Genomic DNA, 17554 nt, shown 5'->3' with positions numbered 1-17554 from the left:
GAGCTAGTCGAGTCGACCGAGCTCGACCAGGCGCGCGAACTCCGGGTTCGCCGCACGCACCTCGTCGAACGTTCCGCGGGTCGCGACCCGCCCCGATTCGAGGAAGATCAGGGTGTCGGCATCGCGCACGGTCGAGAGCCGGTGAGCCACGATGATCACGGTCATCGTGCCGCGCAGGCGATCGAGTGTGGCGGCGATCTCGTGCTCAGTGGCGTTGTCGAGTGCGCTCGTCGCCTCGTCGAGCACCAGCACGCGCGGTCTGCGGTACAGCGCCCTGGCGAGGCCGAGCCGCTGACGCTGACCCCCCGACAGACGCACGCCTCGGTCGCCCACGACGGTCTCGAGACCGTCCGGGAGGTCGGCGACAAGGGAATCCAGCTGCGCGATCGACACGACCTCGGCCATGCGCTCATGGTCGAAGTGCTCAGGCGCGAGTCCGTATGCGATGTTCGCGGCGACCGTGTCGTTCACGAGGAAGACGTCCTGCGGCACGACGCCGAGATCGGCGTACCACGTGGCGAGATCGTCGTCGATGGGCCGCCCGCCACAGGTGATCTCTCCCTCGGTGGGGTCGAGGAGACCGAGGATCAGGTCGAGCAGTGTGCTCTTTCCCGCGCCGCTCGAACCGACGAAAGCCGTCGTCTCATCGGCCGGGATGCGCAGCGAGAGATGCTCGAGCACGGGAACGTCGGCGTCGGGGTAGCGGAACGTCACATCGTGCAGCTCGATGTCGCCGCTGAAGCGGACCTCGCTCGAGGGTGCGGGCTCGTGCATCCCCTCGGCCTTGAGCTCGCCGATCGCCTCCGTGAAGATCTGCAGCCCGGCAGCACCCGCGCGCATGGTCGCGACGTTGGCGGTCAGGCGGTTGAGGGTCGGCAGCGCGCGCATCGATGCGGCGGCGAACAGTCCGAGCACGGACACGATCTGATCAGCCTCGCCGATCACCATCAGCAGGATGGCGATGCCTGCGATGGCGGTGATGAAGCTGACCTCGAGCAGGTACCGCGGGATGTCGCCGAGGAATCCCATCAGGCGGTTCTGATGCGCGCCCGCCAGTCGTGCTCTGCGGAAGCTGCCGATCAGGCGGTCGGCGCTGCCGCTGAGTCGGGTCTCGCGAAAGCCGTCGAGCCCGGGGAGGAGGGACTGCCACGCCTGCAGTCCCGTCTCGGCCAGCACCTCGCCGATGCGCAGCTGGCGACGGCGCAGCACCTGCTGCACGCCGAAGACGAGGACGCCGAACAGGGCGACGGCGAAGAGAGTCACGCCGGGCGACGTCACGAGCAGAACGGCGACGATCGCGAGCAGCACGAGCACGTCCGTGAACAGTGTCAGCCCGGCGAGGAGGACGCTCGCGGACTGCGTCGAGGCATCGTTGATGTTGCGGTAGATCGTGCTCAGGCTGCGCTGCCGGTGAGCGCTGTACGGAGCCATGACGTAGCGCCGCATGAGCTCGACCGAGGCCAGTGCCGAGACCCGCGTCGTGCGACCGAGCAGCCACCACCGGAACAGCAGCGAGCCCGCGCTCTTGACGAGGAACGCGACCACCACGATTCCGGCGACGACGGGGATGAGCACCTGCAGATCACGCGTGCCGAGCTGATCGGCGATGAGGCGGTTCGCCCCCGTGAGGGGGCCGTCGGTGGTGACCAGCTGCATCAGCGGCACCATCGCCGCGACGCCCAGCATGTCGAGCGCCGCGAGCGTGATCGACGCGATCACGGTGCCAGTCACCCACTGCGAGGGCCGGGCGCCCGTCACCCGCAGAATCGTGCTGAGCTGCCCGATCATCCCGGGGGCGGTACGCGCCTCACTCATCGGGAATCCTTCGTCAGATTTTGGCTCTCAGCGGGGGTGTTCGCGAAGCAGACAATACGCTAGCATTATCGCGATGGCATGGAGGATGCCATCAATTTTCTTTCACTTCGCTCTGGGGCTTGAGCGAATCGACTGGGGGCATCTCAATGTCTGAGAACGATCAGACCGGCATCAGCCGTCGTACCGTGACCAAGGCGATGGCGTGGGCGGTTCCGGCCGTCGCCGTCGCATCGACCGTGCCGTTCGCTGCTGCGTCGGCCATCGTCACCGTCAGCGAGGCAGGCGACGCCTGTAAGCTGCCGGGCAATTCCTGCAAGGATGCGGGCTACTCGAAGGGCTACCTTCAGCCGCTCAACATCTGCAACAACAGCATCGTGCCGATCACGGTGACGATCACCACGCCGGCGTCGCTGACCTTCAACGGCAAGTCGACCCAGTTCACGCCGATTCCCTCGTCGTTCACCGTCAACCCGGGGGAGTGCCAGCGCGTCGTGCTGAACCTCAACCTCCAGGACAACAGCGAGCAGTCGTCGATCTACGGCACGCTGTACTGGACCTGGGTCGAGGTCGACGGACCGCAGAGCGGCTCGGGCGAGACGGCGATCTCGACCGACGTGACGCCCCCGTGCTCGAACTGCACGGTCTGACGTCCGTTCACAGTTCTGCAGAGCCGTCGCCTTCGGGCGGCGGCTTCTGCCTTTCGGTGAGCGTGTCTGCCTGAGTCGAGTTGTCAGGGTGCGAGGCCCTGCAGCACCCGTGCGACCTGGTGCACCCGATCGGACCAGTCGTCGGCGGTGCCGTCGGCTCCCGCAGGGAAAGGTCGCGACGTGCGCACCGCCGTCGCGACCGCCTCGGCGAAATGCTCGCTCGTGCCTACGATCGACGACGGATCATCCCGGAATCCGGCGACCGGCGTCGACACCACGGGGCGGCCCACCGCTCGATACTCGTAGAGCTTGAGCGGGTCGAGGCTCTCGGTGAATGCCGTCACCACGTGCGGCACGACCAGGGCGTCCGCATGCTGCAGATACGCAGGGATCTCATCGCGCGACTTCGCTCCCAGCAGCACCACACCGGCGGCGAGCAGCGACGTCGAGTCGGAGGCGGGCAGGGCGTTCGGTCCGACGAGCACCAGCGTTCCCTCGTCGCCGAGCGATCTGGCGGTGAGCACGCACAGGTCGACATCGAGACGGTCGCGGTGCAGGGTGCCCGCGTAGAGGGCGACCCGACCGGCGGGAAGATCGCGCGGCCGCTCGGCGGGCATGCGGTAGCGGGTCAGATCGACGGCGTTCCGGACGAGCGCGATGTGGTCGCGCTGATCGCTCTTGCGGCGGATCAGCTCGGGTGAGCACGCCATGACCGCGCCGGCGTTGCGCATAAGCCAGGCCTCGCCTTCGGCGACGCGCGCCCGCTCGGAGTCGGGGCGGTTGGCTTCGAGCCAGTCGTCGGTCATGTCGTAGAGCGAAGTCCATCCCGACAGGCGGGCCACCGTCGCCGACGCCGGATCGTTCACCCAGAGGATCGGCCGCTGCATCATCAGCCGCGAGGCTGCTGCGATCACCTTCCCGGCTCTCCGCTCGTCAGCGCCCGGGTCCAGTCGTCGCGGCAGCGCCTTGAGCGGGCGAAGGGTCCACAGGCGGTCCGCCACCTGATGCACGCCGTGGCCGAATCCCGGCATCCGGCGTCGACGCAGGGCATGGATCGGATCATCGGGGGGCTCGACGAACAGCACCCGCAGGGCCGGGTCCTGAGCGAGCAGACCGGCGATGAGGTACTGGTTGCGGCGCCACACCTCGTCCCACGGCTCGAGCGACATCACGACGAGATCGGTCATCTCCCACCTCGCTGCGCGATCGCACCCCGGTACACGGACTCGGTCGCATCCGCCTGCGCCCGCAGCGTGAATGCCTCGAGCTGGCGCCTCCGCTGCGCCTCGCCCAGTCGTGCACGCCGCGGTGCGTCGGCCGATAGGGCGGAGAGCAGTGCGGCCGCGTCGACAGGGTCGCCGGGCGGGTACAGTGCCGCGTCTGCGAGCGGACGCAGCATCTCGGAGTGGCCGCCGGCATCGCTGGCGACGACCGGAAGGCCGGATGCCATCGCCTCGAGCACCGTGAGACCGAAGTGCTCGAAGGGCGACGTCGCGAGCAGCATGCCGGCTGAGCGCATGAGCTCGGGGAGGTCGTCACGGAAACCTCGGAACGCGACCGCATCGCCGAGCCCCAGATCGTCCGCGAGCGCTCGCAGCGACTCCTCCTGCGGACCGGTGCCGGCGATCTCGAGTCGCCAGCCCGCGGCGGCGAGGCCCGACGCGGCGAAGGCGCGCACGCCCACAGCGGTGTCCTTCTCGGGCTGCAGCCGCTGCGCCATGAGCACGGTGCGCTCTCGATCCGACTCGCCCACCTCGACCGGATCGACGCCGGGATGCACGATGGTCGACGGCACCCCGATCGACTCGGCGACGGCCCGGCTGATCGAGATCTCGGCGTCGAGCAGACGCTCGACGGCGCGGTAGGCGATCGACGGACCCCTCGACCCGCGTCGCAGCGCGAAATGCCGGGTCGAGACCAGCGCCGGGCCGCGACGCGTGACGAGTCTCGCGACCACCGCTGCGGTATCGGCCGCGGTCATGTGCGAGTTGACCACGTCGACGTCCGCCGACCGGATCGCGGTGAGCGCCTCCCGCAGGCTCCTGGCCGGAGTGAAGCTCACCCCCGCTTCCCTCAGCGGCGCTGTCATTCGCCGGGCGTCACCGCCCGCGACGAAGACCTCGTGCCCGTCGGCGGCCTGGATCGCAGCCAGCCGGCGGACGAACTGCTCCACGCCCGCGAACCGATCGGAGACCGTCACATGCAGAATCCTCATGCCGCTCCCGCCCGCTCAGGAGCGACCTCGCGCAGCAGCGCGACGTACCGCTCTGCCGTCGCCCGCCAGGTGAGGTGCATGACGCTCGCCCGGCAGCGCTCGCGCCACTCATCCACCTCCGTGGCCGCGATGCGCTCGAGCGCGTGGCCGATCATCGCCGGATCCCGATCCACGAGGTATCCGTTCACGCCATCGTCGATCAGGTCGCTCGCGCATCCCGTACGGGTCGCGATCACCGGGATGCCGCTCGCGAGCGCCTCGGTGATCACGAGACCGAACGACTCGTAGTGGCTGGGGAACAGGAAGAGGTCGGCTGCGGCGAAGAACCGCGGCAGATCTGTCTGCGGGCCCGCGAACAGGACGCGGTGGGCTACACCGGCGGCTGCGGCGCGACGGTGCATCCTCTCGATGGCCGACGCATAGCCGCCGACCACGAGCAGCAGCACGGTCGGAGCGTGCACGAGTGCATCAATCGCCTCGCCGACGCCCTTGCGCTCGAACTCGTGCCCGACGAACAGCGCCACTCGGTGCTCCTCATCGAGCTTCAGAGCGGCGCGCGCCGACGACCTCTCCGCGGCGTCCGGCGGGCGGAAGCGCTCGAGATCCACCCCATGCGGGATCACGGTGACGGGCGGCGCGACCCTGCCGTACACGCGCGAAAGCTCATCGACCTCGTCGTCGGTCAGAGCGACGATCGCGAGATGCGTGTGCCCTCGATACCGGATGCGATCGCGCACGAAGGTGAAGGAGTGCAGGGGATTGCGCACCATTCGCCAGAAGGCGTCGCCTCGCGCCCGCATCGACGAGAACACGATGCCGTGATTGACGTACACGTCGCCCGCCATCACGGCGTTGTGGCAGATGGACACGGCTCCGGGGCGCTCCGCGAGGAATCGCCTGGCCTTTCGCGTTCCCGCGATCGAGAACTCGACCGCGTACCAGACCCGCGAGAGGCGGTGCATCAGCAGCGTCCGCGGTCGAGCGCGACCGTGGCCGCGGGCCATGTCGGCGGTGAACGTCTCGACGCGATGGCCGAGGCGACGCAGCTCCTCCGACAGACGCATGGCACTGCCTCCGACACCCGAACCCGAGCCGATCGTCGGCACGATCTGCACGATGTGCATCAGACCACCATCCGCTCGACCTCAGTCGGCTCGGCCCGGAACCGCTGTTCGACGCGCACCGGTCCGAGCCGGTACAGCGCCGCTCTTCTTCGCGCCTTTCGGCCGCGTTCGCCGCGCAGCAGGATCGATCGGGCGGCGGCGCCGAGCCAGCCGGCAGCGCGCGCCGACGCCCACCCGACGGCGCCGAAGTGCTTGCGGAAGAAGCGCTCCTGTGATGCGAAGAACAGAGCTTCGCGTCGCCGAGGATCGCTGCTCGTGCCTGCCCCGACGTGCAGCGCCTCGACCTCGTCGGCGACGCCGTGCCGCCACCCCACGAGGCGTGCGCGGTACGCCCAGTCGGTCTCCTCCGCGTAGAGGAAGAATCGCTCGTCGAATCCGCCCAGCTGGTCGAGCGCCTCCGCGCGAAGCAGCAGAACCGATCCGATCACGAAGCCGTCGCGGTCGGATCGCAGCCGCCCGAGTCCGGCAGCATCCAACCACGCGCCGGCGGGCGACGGAAACGGCCAGCGCACGCGCGCACGATGCCCTGCGCCGTCGACCTGCCGGGGCCCGATGCTCGCCAGGCGCGGGTCGGCGTGCAGCGCGCGTTGCAGCTCCCTCACGTCGGACTCGGCGATCACGGCATCCGGATTCAGCAGCAGCACATCGGCATCCGGCTCGAGACGATCGCCCAGCACCCGGTTGACGGCCGCGCCGAAGCCGAGGTTGGCGCCTGCGTCGATGTACCGCACGCCGAGTTCCGCACACAGCTCGCCGATCTCGGCGAGCGAGGAGTTGTCGATGACCGTGAGGGGCAGGTTCGCGACCGGCTCGAGAGCGCGACGCAGCATGCCGGGTGAGCCGAAGGCGACCACGATGATCTCGAGTGCACGGTCGGATGCCGCCGTCATCCGGGCAGCCGCGCGGTACAGCTCGCGATAGCGATCGGCCACCGCGCGCCAAGAGCACTCCTCGGCGCGCAGCAGGCCGGCGGCCCGCAGCCGCTCCCGTTCGGGGCCGGAGGCTCTCACCAGGGCAGCGCCGAGCGCCTCGGCGTCTCCGCGCGGCACCACGAGCCCCGCGCTGCCGACCACTTCGGGCAGAGCGCCCGCATCGCTCGCGACGACGGGCACCCCGGCGGCCATCGCCTCGACGGCGACGCGACCGAACTGCTCGGTCCAGCTCGAGGTCGGCACGCTCGGCACGGCCACGACGTCGAGCGAGGCATAGAACTGGGGCATCCGCTCGGGCGACACCGGACCGACCAGCTCGACGCGGTCGGCGATGCCCAGCATCCGGCTGCGCTGGGTGATCTCGGACGCGAGAGGACCCGCCCCGGCGAAGCGAGCCCACAGCTGAGGGAACGCGGCGACCGCGTCGAGCAGCACCTGGATGCCCTTCTCCTCGACCAGCCTGCCGACGAACCCGACCACTGTCCGGCCGTCATCAGCGCTCGGGCGGCGCTTCTCGGGCCCTCCCGTCGTCTCGACTCCGAGCGGGATCACCCGAGGGCGGCCGGAGAAGCCCTTCTCGACGCAGATCGCGCCTGCCTCGCTGTTGCAGACGGAGAGCGCGGCGGCGGTGCGCAGAGCCGCCCGCTCGAACCAGCGGAACGGCGCGGGGTAGCGCTTGCGGAGGTTCTGCGCCGAATAGAGGGCGAAAGGCGCTCGCTGCCGGCGCAGCGCCCGAAGAAGCAGCACTTCGGCGGTCGCGAGCGCGAACGGCTCCTCGTGGATGTCGATGACGTCCCACTGCTCGCCGAGCGCTCGCCACAGCGGGACGGGAGAGTAAAGGAAGAGCGCCGGATGCCGGCCGAGCGTCGATGCCGGTCGCACCCAGGGCTCGGCGTCGTCGAGGCGCACCTCCGCGCCGCCGGCGTGCCAACGTCGGGCCGTGACGAGCTCGACATCGTCACCCCGACCCCGCAGCGCCCTTTCCCGTTCGCGCCAGGGCCTCACCGTCGCGCTGTGGGAAATTCTTAGTACACGCAACCCGACTCCCCTGTAGGCTACGAACAACAATAGACCGCAGGCGCTACTCCCTGGTGCCTGAGGTGACACTTGACAGACGTCGGGAAACGTCCGTCGAGGAGGTTCAGGGGGCGCGGCAACTGGGAGCCGTGAATCTGGGGATTGCTGGGGAATCTGGGGATGGATGCTTCGCGTTTCGCGAGTCCGAAAATCGTGCACCTCGCGCACACCACGGCGGCAGGGGGCGCAGAGCTCGCGCTCAAGCGCCTGCTCGACGCCGAGACCGACTGGCAGGCGAGCCTGCTCGTTCCCGCGCGGGAAGATGAGGACATCTTCGCGGGAGTGAGCTGGCGCTCCGTGCGCGGCGTACGCCAGCTGGCCGGGGCGAGTTCGGGCGGACCGCTGCGGGTGATCGGGCTCGCCGTGCGATTGCTCGTGCAGGCCGCAGTCACCCGGTGGCATCGTCGCGTACGAGACAGCGATCTCGTCGTCGCCAACTCCACGCGGGCCGCCGCGTACGGCGCTCTCGCCGTGCTCGGCACGGCTCGTCCGTTCGTCGTGCACCTGCGCGATCACATCACCCCCGAGGCGCTCGGCTCGTTCGGCTACCGGATGATGACGAACCTCGTGCTTCCGCGGGCTGACGGCATCGTCGCGAACTCGAACGGCACGCTCGCCACCGCCGCTTCGTTCCTGCGCGATGACGCGGTGAGCGCCGTCATCCCCAGCCCGTCCGGACTGGAACGTCTGCGCGCGCTGCCGCGCACCGAGGGCCAGCCCCTGCGCATCGGGATGCTCGCGCGCCTCGACCCGTGGAAGGGTCAGCTCCCCCTCATCGAGGCATTCGCCCAGGCCTTCCCCGACGGGGACGTCGAACTCGACCTCGCCGGCGCGGGGCTGTTCGAGCACGACGCCTTCATCGCTCAGCTGAAGGGCCGCGCTGCAGAACTCGGGGTGGCGGATCGGGTCAATTTCCTCGGCCACGTCGACGACATCGCGTCGCTGCTCGCCACGTGGAGCGTCACGGTGCAGTACTCGATGAGGCCGGAGCCGCTCGGACAGAACGTGCTGCAGTGCCTCGCGGCGGGCACGGCTCTGGTCACCGCCGACGAGGGCGGCCCGGTCGAGTGGGTGCGTCACGAGCAGAACGGACTTCGTGTGGCACCGCGCGATCCAGGTGCGCTCGCCGAGGCACTTCGTCGTCTTGCCGACGACCCCGAGCTGCGGCTGCGTCTGGGCCGGGCCGCGCGATCCACGCCAGGGCTGCTCGACGACACCGAGATCGCCGCGATCCACGCTCACCTGTATCGCGATGTGATCGGTGCGACCGACGGCGGACGCATCGCCGAGAGGGAGCTCAGCCCGGTCGTGACGATCCCGTTCCAGACGGCGCGTCCCCTCGCGGCTTTCCGGGCCATCCGGGTTGCGGGAGCACGGACCAGCTGATCGTCTAGGCTGACGGCGTGATCGACTCCGCGCCGGGTGCACCCGAAGCGCGCTCGGTACCGGCTGTCCCAGGGCGAGCGCGACTCGACCTCGCGCGCGCCGCTGTGCAGGTCATCGCCGACGGCGTCGGCGCGCGCCTGCTGCACATCAAGGGCGACGTCGTCGATCCGACGCTGCGGCCTGCTGCACGACCGGGATCGGATGTCGACGTCATGGCCGATCCCGCTGCCATCCCCGCCCTGCACCGCGACCTGCTGGCCCACGGCTGGACCGTGTACAGCACTTTCCGCTTCGGGTCATCGTTCGAGCATGCCCAGACGTACAGCCACCCCGTGTGGGGTCATCTCGACCTGCATCGGCGCTTTCCCGGCATCGGTCTACCGGATCAGGCCGCGTTCGAGCATCTCTGGCGCGATCGTGCGCGCCGCGACATGTGCGGCGTCGAGATCCTCACGCCGAGCATCGACGCGCAGCTGCTCATCCTCGTGCTCAACGCCGCCCGGAACCGCGGGACGGTTCCCGAGGCCTGGATGTCTCTCGATGACGGCGGCCAGCAGCGCATGCGACGCCTCGTCGCCCAGCTGCGCGCACAGGTGGCCGTCGCCGCGCTCACGGGCGACCTCGACCGCTACCGCCGGCACCGCGAGCACCTGCTGTGGAAGGTCACGGTGAACGGCGGACCCCGGATCGTGGAGTGGTGGGCCCGGATCGTCGCCCAGCCGACGCTGCGGGGCAGCCTGCGCGTGGCGGCGCAGGCGCCGCTGGTCAACACCGATCGGCTCACCCGCCGGCTCGGCCACGTGCCGCGAGGGAAGGAAGTGCTGGGGGAGTTCTTCATGAGGACGGTTCGGGGGCTGCGAGAAGGTGCGGCACTGGTGGCTCGGAAAGCCGGACGGCGATGACCGCCGTGCTGCGCCCGCATCCGCTCTGCGGCGTCTTCGACGCCGGCGCTGAGCTCTACGTCGCCCGCCTGCCGGACGGACCGATCATCGCGCTCGACGAGGTGTCGGCGCTGATCTGGCGATCGGCCGGCACCGGGTCGCGCGCCGACGTCATCGCGACTGTCGCCGAGGCGACGGGCGAGAAGCCGGATGCCATCGCGCAGTACATCCATGCATTCCTCGACGACCTCGTCGCCAGGGGTCTTCTGGTCGCGTCCGCGGCGGCCGAGGACGTCCCCTGAGTCCCCTCGCGGAATAGCATGGGGACGTGATCTCAGCCCTGCTCATCGGCCCCGCTCTGCTGCTCGGCGGCGTGCTCATCGCCAGCGGCGCGCTTAAGCTGCGCAACCCGGCCGACCTGACGGAGTTCGATCAGCTCGGTGTGCCCACGGCTCTTCGGCGGCAGTGGATCGCCACGGCCCATCCGTGGGGCGAGCTGCTGCTCGGCATCGTGCTGCTCGTGACAGGGGGCTGGATCGGAGCACTCGCCGCGCTGGCGGCCACACTGCTGATGGTGGCGTATCTCGTGCTCGTCTCGCGCGCGCGACGCGCGACCCCTGATGCATCGTGCGCGTGCTTCGGCAGTACGAAGAAGATCACTGCGGCGACCGTAGCCCGCAACGCGTGGCTGAGCATGCTGGGTGCGCTCGCGTTCGCGGCATCGTGGGCCCTGCCGGTACTCGGCGGACCGTTGGCGGCCCTCGGCCGAGATGGATGGGAGTGGCTGCTGGTGGTGCTGGCCGCGGCCGGTACGGTCGCGCTGGTGATGTGGCCCGAGCCGGCGGATGCCGTGGCCGCCGCGCCACAGGCATCCGGTGTCGGCGACGGCGTCGGGGCTGAGGGAGAACTCGACTACATCCGCTCGATCACCCCGGCGGTCCCTGTGACCATGGCCGACGGGTCGACGCAGACCCTGCGCGAACTGAGCTCGGCCCGCCCGATGCTGATGCTCGCCGTCAGCGCGACCTGCAGCTCGTGCACGAGCACGATCGAGAGCCGCGAGCGGTGGCGTGAACTGCTGCCCGAGCTCGACATCCGCCTGATCATGACGGCGGCGCCGGACGAGACCGAGATAGCCGAGCAGGCTCACCCGATGTCGATGCACGACCCCGACCGCCGGGTCGCTCCGTCGCTCGGCTACGTATCCACTCCGTCGGCCGTGCTGTTCGGCATGGACGGCATGCTCGCGGGCGGCCCGGTGACCGGCGCCGACGCCATCAGCGAGTTCATCGGCGACGTCTACGAGAGCCTGCACGGCGAGCGCCCGCCCGCCTGAGTGCTCCCTGGCCCGTCTGCAGGAGTCAGGCGGGCAGCCACTCGCGGATGCGGCGGTCGAAGACCGTCGCGTCGAACTGACGAGCGCGCGCGACGATGCCGTCTGCAGGCAGGCCGCGCACGCGGTCGACGGCCTCGCGCACCGTCGTCTCGGAGAAGTCGGGAACGAGTGCGCCAGACACCCCGTCGAGCACGGTCTCCGCCGTGCCGCCCACGTCGCGGGCGATCACCGGGGTGCCGGTCGCCATCGCCTCGACGGGCATGATCCCGAAGTCCTCGACCGCCGGGAACACGAATGCCACGCTGCGGCGGAACAGCGCCACGAGGAGCGCATGCGACGGCCGCGACACGAAGTGCACCTGGGCGCCGAGGTCGGCCGCGAGCCGCGCCAGCGCATCGCTCTCGGGCCCGTCGCCTGCGAGCACCACGGGCAGCCCGGCGGCGACCCCCGAGCGGATCACGAGGTCGAGTCGCTTGTACGAGACGAAGCGCGATGCTCCGAGCAGGTACTCCGACGGCAGTGCCGCCAGCGCCGCGGCATCCGGTTCGTCCAGCTCGTACTCGCCGGTGAACCGATCGACCTCGACCGGCGGATGGATCACGCCGGCGTCGACGCCCCAATGCCGCTGGATGCGCTCGCGCACCGCTTCGCTGTTCGCGACGACCGAATGCGCCTCGTGCGCGCGACGTCGGTCGACGCTGCGCAGCGGGGGAGACGCCATCCGCACAGGGAGCGACCGACCCCGCTCGTCGAGCTCTGGGCTCCAGATGTATCGTGCCGGCGTGTGCACGTACACGTACTTCGGTGCCCGGCGTGCAGGGCCGGAGAACCGCGCGTGGTGAGCGAACAGATGAGAGCTGCACAGCACCCACTCCGCTTCGCTGGGGCCGAGGTGCCGCCAGGTGAGGGGCTCCAGCGGCAGGGCCAGGGCCTTGCGGCGGCGCAGCGGCGTGCGCGCGAGCCAGGTCTCGGAGACACCCTCGGGCGGGAACCGGTCGGGTGCGTCGTTCCAGAGGGCGTGCAGCCGCGCATCCGGGAACAGCCCGGTCAGTCTCTCGACGACGTTCTCGGCTCCGCCGAAGCGCTCCAGCCACTCGTGGACGATGGCGCCTGTCATCGGCGGATTCCTCTCAATACGCGCCGTCAGCCTTCGTCACCGCACGAACGGTGCGCCACAGCAGCAGGAAGTCGGTCGTGAGAGACCAGTTCTCAACGTAGTAGAGGTCGAGGCGCACGCTCTCATCCCACGACAGGTTGCTCCGGCCGCTCACCTGCCACAGCCCCGTGATGCCCGGCTTCACGAGGAAGCGGCGGCGCATCCAGTCGCCGTAGTGGGCGACTTCGCTGGCCAGCGGCGGGCGAGGACCCACAAGCGACATGTCGCCGCGCAGCACGTTCCACAGCTGGGGCAGCTCGTCGAGACTGTACCGGCGCAGAACCTTGCCGATCTTGGTGATGCGCGGGTCGTCCTTCATCTTGAACAGCACGCCGTTGCCCTCGTTCTGGTCGAGCAGGCTGGCCAGGTGGTGTTCGGCGTTCGCCGTCATCGAGCGGAACTTGATCATCGCGAAGTCGCGACCGCCATGGCCGACCCGCTGCTGGCGGAACAGGGCGGGGCTGCCGTCGGTTCGCACGAGCATCGCGATCATGGCCATGACCGGGCTGAGCAGAAGCAGCAGCGTGGCACTGACGACGACGTCGAACGCGCGCTTCGTCGCGTACCGGACACCCGTGAACGACGGGTAGTCGACGTGGATGAGGGGAAGGCCTGCGACCTGGCGGGCGTGGATGCGAGGACCGGCGATGTCGGTCAGCGCGGGCGCCACGATCAGGTCGACCCGGCGGGCCTCGAGGTCCCAGCCCATCTCGCGCAGGCGGGCGGGCGAGATGGAGTCGCTTCCCGCGAAGACGACGGTGTCGGCGCCGATGCCGGAGATCGTCGAGGAGACGTCGTCGAAGCCGCCGATCCTCGGGACGCCGGGGATCACCTCGTCGTGGAAGGAGTCGGTCAGGGCACCGACCACGAGGATGCCCGAGCCGGGCTCGCGGACGATCTGCTCGGCGACGTGCCTGGCCTTGTCGTGCTCGCCGATGACGAGAGCGCGTCGGACGAAGCCGCCCTCTTCGCGTCGGGCGGCCAGCCAGTTCCGCCACAGCCACCTGCTCACCAGCAGCAGGAAGATGCCGATCGGGAGTGCGAGCAGCAGGTAGCCGCGAGCGATCTGCAGCTTGAAGACGAAGGCGAGGATCGCCAGCATGCCGAAGAACCGCAGGCTCGCGTCGGCGACCCGACGGTACTCGCTGGTGCCGTTGCCGATCACCTTCGTGTCGCGAGTGCCGTAGATCGACAGTGCGGCCAGCCAGCCGAGCGCGACGACGACCGAGACGCCCGTGTACGCGATGTCGATCTCGAGGGCCGTGCCCACGTTGGGCAGCACGTCTTCGGCTGTCAGGCCGAAGCGCAGAGTCTGCGCCGTGAACACCGTGGCGACGACGATGACGGTGTCGGTGAACCGCAGGCGCCCCGCGAAGGACCGAAGCCATGTCTCTGCCCGCGGCGCGCGGATCAGCGACATGAAGCTCACCATCTCGCACCCCGCGACACGATCGCTTGAATGTTCCCCACTGACGTACCCCATCCCCAGTCGATACGCACACCGGTAACTCCCCAGTCATCGGTGCCCGTGTCGCCGTCCCCGCATTCGAGTCATGCGCGACGGTGACATTCGGAGTATACCCACCCGCGTAGAGGGCCGATAGGTGGATTCTGACGACGGATCAGTGCACGGCGGACCAGCGGGGGATCGGCCACAGTATGGCCCCGACGCGACCGACGATCCCGTCGCGCTCCGCCCATCGCCAGCAGTCGCGATCCGCGCCGACGATCCGGCATTCGATCGCCGAATCGGCCGAGTTCGAACGATGGTCGCCGAGCATCAGGTAACGACCCTCGGGCACGGTGACCTCGTCGAAGCATCGCGTCGAGCGGGGGGTCGTCGTGCAGTCGAGAACCCCCTGGTCGAAGGGCAGATCCTCGTAGACGTACGGCTCGTCGATCGGTTCGCCGTCGACCATGATCTCGCCCTGCGGAGAGCAGCATGCGACCTTCTCGCCCGGCGTGCCGATCACGCGCTTCACCAGGGTATGCCGGCCCGAAGGGCCGAATCCCGTCGTCTCGCCGACCCAGCGCAGGAAGGCGGTGAGGGGCGGCTCGTCCGGCTGTGCTCCGGTGTCCCACTCGGTTCCGGCGTCGAAGACGATCACATCCCCCCGTCGGGGGTCACCCATTCCGTACGCGAGCCGGTCGACCAGCACCCGGTCTCCGACCTGCAGCGTCTGCTCCATGGAGCCGGACGGCACGACGTACGGCTTCGCGACGAAGGTGAGCAGCAGCCCGGTGACGGCGAAGGCCGCGAACAGGTGGAACCAGAAGCTGCCCGTGATGCGTCGCCAGAGCGGCGTCGTCGCGACGTCGGGGCCCGGGGCGTCCGGATCGGCGGCGTGCCTCTTCTCCGAGACGGGCCGACCGGCATCCGGAGCCGACGCGCTCATCCCAGGGCCAACCGGATGACGCGTTCGACCTGGGTCACCGCAGGCAGCAGCTCGGCTGCAGCCTGCTCGTAGACCTTCGACGACTGACGAAAGGGGTCGATCACGTCGTCGTCAGAGGTCGCCGCCGCGGTGCGCGTGCGGGTGATGGCGGCGACCGCCTGGCGCACCCGCTCGGCCGGCACATCCCCTCCCTCGGCGGCAGCGGCGAGGATTCGCTCGTCGGGCACGGCTTCGGCGAGCCGGGCGAACTCGCGCACCGGCACGACGTGACGCAGCTTGCCAGGGGTCATCTGCAGCGCGACGTCGCGGTGCTCGCGGGTCATGGTGAGCACCAGGTCGGCCTCCATGAGCATGGGCTCGACGAGGTAGCGGGCGCGGTGCGCCTGAGCGATGGAGGCGTCGACTCCCGCGTGCGCAGCGAGCTCGAGCGTCTGCGTCGTCATGCCATGTCCGACCAGCGCGTGGGTGCCGGCGCTGTGCACCTCTACGGGCAGGCCTCTCAGCCGCTCCCGCAGCAGCGCCTCGGCCAGAGGAGAGCGGCAGATGTTCCCCGTGCAGACGGTGAGGATGCGAGGCACAGCCCCTGCGGCCATCCGGCGGCGCTCGCGGCGCGTCTGAGCACGACGCGGAGCGGGCGAGGATGCAGCGGACATGCGACTCAGCATAAGCGGGGTTCGCACGAGGAAGACGTGGGCGCGAGGGTCGTCTGTGCGACGATGTCAGCGTGAAGGGGATCATTCTCGCTGGGGGATCGGGCACGCGGCTGCATCCGATCACGTTGGGCGTCTCGAAGCAGCTGGTGCCGGTGTACGACAAGCCGATGATCTACTACCCGCTGTCGACGCTGATGCTCGCGGGCATCGACGACATCCTGGTGATCACGACCCCGCACGATGCCGCGCATTTCGAGCGTCTGCTGGGCGACGGGTCGCAGTTCGGCATCCGCTTGTCGTTCGCGCAGCAGCCCTCGCCCGACGGACTCGCGCAGGCCTTCACCATCGGCGCCGACTTCATCGGCGACGACAGCGTCGCCCTCGTGCTGGGCGACAACCTGCTCTACGGCCCCGGCCTCGGCACGCAGCTGAAGCGCTTCTCGCAGATCGACGGCGGCGCGGTCTTCGCGTACTGGGTCGCAGAGCCGAGCGCGTACGGCGTGGTCGAATTCGACGCCGGGGGTCAGGCGGTCTCGCTCGAGGAGAAGCCCGCCGCGCCCAAGAGCAACTTCGCGGTGCCAGGACTGTACTTCTACGACAACGACGTCGTCGAGATCGCGCGCGGGCTCGAGCCCAGTGCGCGCGGCGAGTACGAGATCACCGACGTGAACCGCGAGTACCTGCGTCGCGGCAAGCTGCAGGTCGAGGTGCTGCCGCGCGGCACCGCCTGGCTCGACACGGGCACGTTCGACCAGATGACCGATGCCTCGGACTACGTGCGCACCATGGAGCGCCGCACCGGCATGAAGATCGGCGCGCCCGAAGAGGTCGCGTGGCGGCAGGGGTACCTCTCGGACGACGAGCTGCGCGCGTGCGCTGAGAAGCTGGTGAAGTCGGGTTACGGGTCGTACCTGCTGGAGCTGCTGGAGAGGGGTGAGCGATGAGACTCCTGGTCACGGGAGGCGCCGGCTTCATCGGGTCGAACTTCGTCCACCACGTGGTGGAGCACACCGACCATCACGTGACCGTGCTCGACAAGCTGACCTATGCGGGCAATCGCGCTTCGCTCGACGGACTGCCCGAGAGCCGTGTGCGCTTCGTGCAGGGCGACATCGCCGATCCGGAGCTGGTCGACTCGCTCGTCGCCGACACGGATGCCGTGGTGCACTACGCCGCCGAGTCGCACAACGACAACTCGCTGCACGACCCGCGCCCCTTCATCGAGACGAACATCGTCGGCACGTACACGCTGCTCGAAGCGGTGCGTGCGCACGGCGTGCGCTTCCATCACATCTCGACCGACGAGGTGTACGGAGACCTCGAGCTCGACGACCCCGCGCGGTTCACCGAGACCACGCCGTACAACCCTTCGTCGCCCTACTCGTCGACCAAGGCGGGGTCGGATCTGCTCGTGCGCGCATGGGTGCGCTCGTTCGGGGTGCAGGCGACGCTGTCGAACTGCTCGAACAACTACGGTCCGTACCAGCACGTCGAGAAGTTCATCCCCCGGCAGATCACGAACGTGATCCGCGGCATCCGACCGAAGCTGTACGGTGCGGGGCTCAATGTGCGCGACTGGATCCACGCCGACGACCACTCGTCAGCCGTGCTGACGATCCTCGAGAAGGGGCGCATCGGCGAGACCTACCTGATCGGCGCCGACGGTGAGAAGGACAACAGGACCGTCATCGAGCTGATCCTCAGCCTGATGGGTCAGCCGGCGGACGCCTATGACCATGTGACCGATCGCGCCGGTCACGACCTTCGCTACGCGATCGACTCGACGCGGCTGCGCGATGAGCTGGGCTGGATGCCGCAGTACGCCGACTTCGAGGCGGGGCTCGCCGCCACGATCGACTGGTACCGCGAGAACGAGGCCTGGTGGGCGCCCGCCAAGGACGCCACGGAGGCGTTCTACGCGTCGAAGGGTCAATGA

General features: G+C 69.4%; 16 protein-coding genes. 7 read left to right on the top strand and 9 right to left on the bottom strand.

The genetic code is table 11. The annotated features are described in order from the left end of the window. Positions 1-3: 3 nt before the first annotated feature. The gene (locus AB0N59_RS00730; RefSeq protein ID WP_363477342.1) at positions 4-1815 is read right to left on the bottom strand and encodes an ABC transporter ATP-binding protein; all 1812 of its coding nucleotides are present in this window, start codon (positions 1813-1815) and stop codon (positions 4-6) included. A 146-nt stretch (positions 1816-1961) separates the two neighbouring features. On the opposite strand from AB0N59_RS00730, the gene AB0N59_RS00725 reads away from it, so the two are divergent. Further along, a complete protein-coding gene (locus AB0N59_RS00725; RefSeq protein ID WP_363477339.1) occupies positions 1962-2462 on the top strand; it encodes a hypothetical protein in 501 nt (166 codons plus the stop codon). Between the two features lie 83 nt (positions 2463-2545). Here AB0N59_RS00725 and AB0N59_RS00720 read toward each other — a convergent pair whose 3' ends face one another. From AB0N59_RS00720 to AB0N59_RS00705, 4 genes are read right to left on the bottom strand one after another with little or no spacing between them, the layout of a single operon-like run. After that, positions 2546-3649, bottom strand: a complete 1104-nt coding sequence (locus tag AB0N59_RS00720) for a glycosyltransferase (RefSeq protein ID WP_363477336.1) — start codon at positions 3647-3649, stop codon at positions 2546-2548. Continuing rightward, positions 3646-4662 (bottom strand): glycosyltransferase family 4 protein, encoded by a 1017-nt coding sequence (locus tag AB0N59_RS00715; protein WP_363477333.1) that lies wholly within the window; start codon positions 4660-4662, stop codon positions 3646-3648. The genes AB0N59_RS00720 and AB0N59_RS00715 overlap by 4 nt, the downstream gene beginning before the upstream one ends. Before the next feature lie 11 nt (positions 4663-4673). Further along, a complete protein-coding gene (locus tag AB0N59_RS00710) occupies positions 4674-5801 on the bottom strand; it encodes a glycosyltransferase family 4 protein (protein WP_363477330.1) in 1128 nt (375 codons plus the stop codon). After that, entirely contained in the window at positions 5801-7642 is a 1842-nt protein-coding gene (locus tag AB0N59_RS00705; protein ID WP_363477327.1) for a glycosyltransferase, read from the bottom strand. The genes AB0N59_RS00710 and AB0N59_RS00705 overlap by 1 nt, the downstream gene beginning before the upstream one ends. A 288-nt stretch (positions 7643-7930) precedes the next feature. On the opposite strand from AB0N59_RS00705, the gene AB0N59_RS00700 reads away from it, so the two are divergent. From AB0N59_RS00700 to AB0N59_RS00685, 4 genes are read left to right on the top strand one after another with little or no spacing between them, the layout of a single operon-like run. Further along, positions 7931-9196 carry a glycosyltransferase family 4 protein gene (locus AB0N59_RS00700; RefSeq protein WP_363477325.1) on the top strand — a complete coding sequence of 422 codons (1266 nt, stop codon included), beginning with the start codon at positions 7931-7933 and terminating at the stop codon, positions 9194-9196. Positions 9197-9213: 17 nt separating this feature from the next. Next, a complete protein-coding gene (locus AB0N59_RS00695; protein WP_363477322.1) occupies positions 9214-10098 on the top strand; it encodes a nucleotidyltransferase family protein in 885 nt (294 codons plus the stop codon). Further along, positions 10095-10379 carry a PqqD family protein gene (locus AB0N59_RS00690; RefSeq protein WP_363477319.1) on the top strand — a complete coding sequence of 95 codons (285 nt, stop codon included), beginning with the start codon at positions 10095-10097 and terminating at the stop codon, positions 10377-10379. Before AB0N59_RS00695 ends, AB0N59_RS00690 begins: the two co-directional genes overlap by 4 nt. 26 nt (positions 10380-10405) lie before the next feature. After that, complete coding sequence (locus tag AB0N59_RS00685) at positions 10406-11413, top strand: MauE/DoxX family redox-associated membrane protein (RefSeq protein ID WP_363477316.1); 1008 nt, start codon at positions 10406-10408, stop codon at positions 11411-11413. A gap of 25 nt (positions 11414-11438) precedes the next feature. On the opposite strand, the gene AB0N59_RS00680 is transcribed toward AB0N59_RS00685, so the two are convergent. The 4 genes from AB0N59_RS00680 to AB0N59_RS00665 all read right to left on the bottom strand — a co-directional run bounded on the left by AB0N59_RS00680 (position 11439) and on the right by AB0N59_RS00665 (position 15618). After that, on the bottom strand, positions 11439-12530 hold the full coding sequence (locus AB0N59_RS00680; protein ID WP_363477313.1) for a glycosyltransferase: 1092 nt from the start codon (positions 12528-12530) through the stop codon (positions 11439-11441). A gap of 13 nt (positions 12531-12543) precedes the next feature. Beyond that, positions 12544-13989, bottom strand: coding sequence for a sugar transferase (locus tag AB0N59_RS00675; RefSeq protein WP_363477311.1), 1446 nt, complete (start codon positions 13987-13989; stop codon positions 12544-12546). Between the two features lie 202 nt (positions 13990-14191). Next, positions 14192-14965, bottom strand: coding sequence for a signal peptidase I (gene lepB, locus AB0N59_RS00670; protein WP_363477309.1), 774 nt, complete (start codon positions 14963-14965; stop codon positions 14192-14194). Next, a complete protein-coding gene (locus tag AB0N59_RS00665; protein ID WP_363477306.1) occupies positions 14962-15618 on the bottom strand; it encodes a low molecular weight phosphatase family protein in 657 nt (218 codons plus the stop codon). The genes lepB and AB0N59_RS00665 overlap by 4 nt, the downstream gene beginning before the upstream one ends. A 71-nt stretch (positions 15619-15689) precedes the next feature. Between AB0N59_RS00665 and rfbA the strand changes: the two genes are divergently transcribed. Together rfbA and rfbB are read left to right on the top strand one after the other, a co-directional pair. Next, entirely contained in the window at positions 15690-16562 is an 873-nt protein-coding gene (gene rfbA, locus AB0N59_RS00660; RefSeq protein ID WP_363477303.1) for a glucose-1-phosphate thymidylyltransferase RfbA, read from the top strand. Then, positions 16559-17554 (top strand): dTDP-glucose 4,6-dehydratase, encoded by a 996-nt coding sequence (gene rfbB / locus AB0N59_RS00655; protein WP_363477300.1) that lies wholly within the window; start codon positions 16559-16561, stop codon positions 17552-17554. Before rfbA ends, rfbB begins: the two co-directional genes overlap by 4 nt.

The sequence above is a fragment of the Microbacterium sp. NPDC089321 genome, assembly GCF_040684935.1.
Classification (GTDB): domain Bacteria; phylum Actinomycetota; class Actinomycetes; order Actinomycetales; family Microbacteriaceae; genus Microbacterium.
This window is presented reverse-complemented; position numbering and strand designations above follow the sequence as displayed.

What these genes read in the sequence shown, in the direction of transcription:
- rfbB (WP_363477300.1), top strand. Translation starts at nt 16,559, where the DNA reads ATGAGACTCCTGGTCACGGGAGGCGCCGGCTTCATCGGGTCGAACTTC.
- AB0N59_RS00690 (WP_363477319.1), top strand. Translation starts at nt 10,095, where the DNA reads ATGACCGCCGTGCTGCGCCCGCATCCGCTCTGCGGCGTCTTCGACGCC.
- lepB (WP_363477309.1), bottom strand. Translation starts at nt 14,965, where the DNA reads ATGAGCGCGTCGGCTCCGGATGCCGGTCGGCCCGTCTCGGAGAAGAGG.
- AB0N59_RS00710 (WP_363477330.1), bottom strand. Translation starts at nt 5,801, where the DNA reads ATGCACATCGTGCAGATCGTGCCGACGATCGGCTCGGGTTCGGGTGTC.
- AB0N59_RS00730 (WP_363477342.1), bottom strand. Translation starts at nt 1,815, where the DNA reads ATGAGTGAGGCGCGTACCGCCCCCGGGATGATCGGGCAGCTCAGCACG.
- AB0N59_RS00725 (WP_363477339.1), top strand. Translation starts at nt 1,962, where the DNA reads ATGTCTGAGAACGATCAGACCGGCATCAGCCGTCGTACCGTGACCAAG.
- AB0N59_RS00720 (WP_363477336.1), bottom strand. Translation starts at nt 3,649, where the DNA reads ATGACCGATCTCGTCGTGATGTCGCTCGAGCCGTGGGACGAGGTGTGG.
- AB0N59_RS00700 (WP_363477325.1), top strand. Translation starts at nt 7,931, where the DNA reads ATGGATGCTTCGCGTTTCGCGAGTCCGAAAATCGTGCACCTCGCGCAC.
- AB0N59_RS00675 (WP_363477311.1), bottom strand. Translation starts at nt 13,989, where the DNA reads ATGTCGCTGATCCGCGCGCCGCGGGCAGAGACATGGCTTCGGTCCTTC.
- AB0N59_RS00680 (WP_363477313.1), bottom strand. Translation starts at nt 12,530, where the DNA reads ATGACAGGCGCCATCGTCCACGAGTGGCTGGAGCGCTTCGGCGGAGCC.
- AB0N59_RS00665 (WP_363477306.1), bottom strand. Translation starts at nt 15,618, where the DNA reads ATGTCCGCTGCATCCTCGCCCGCTCCGCGTCGTGCTCAGACGCGCCGC.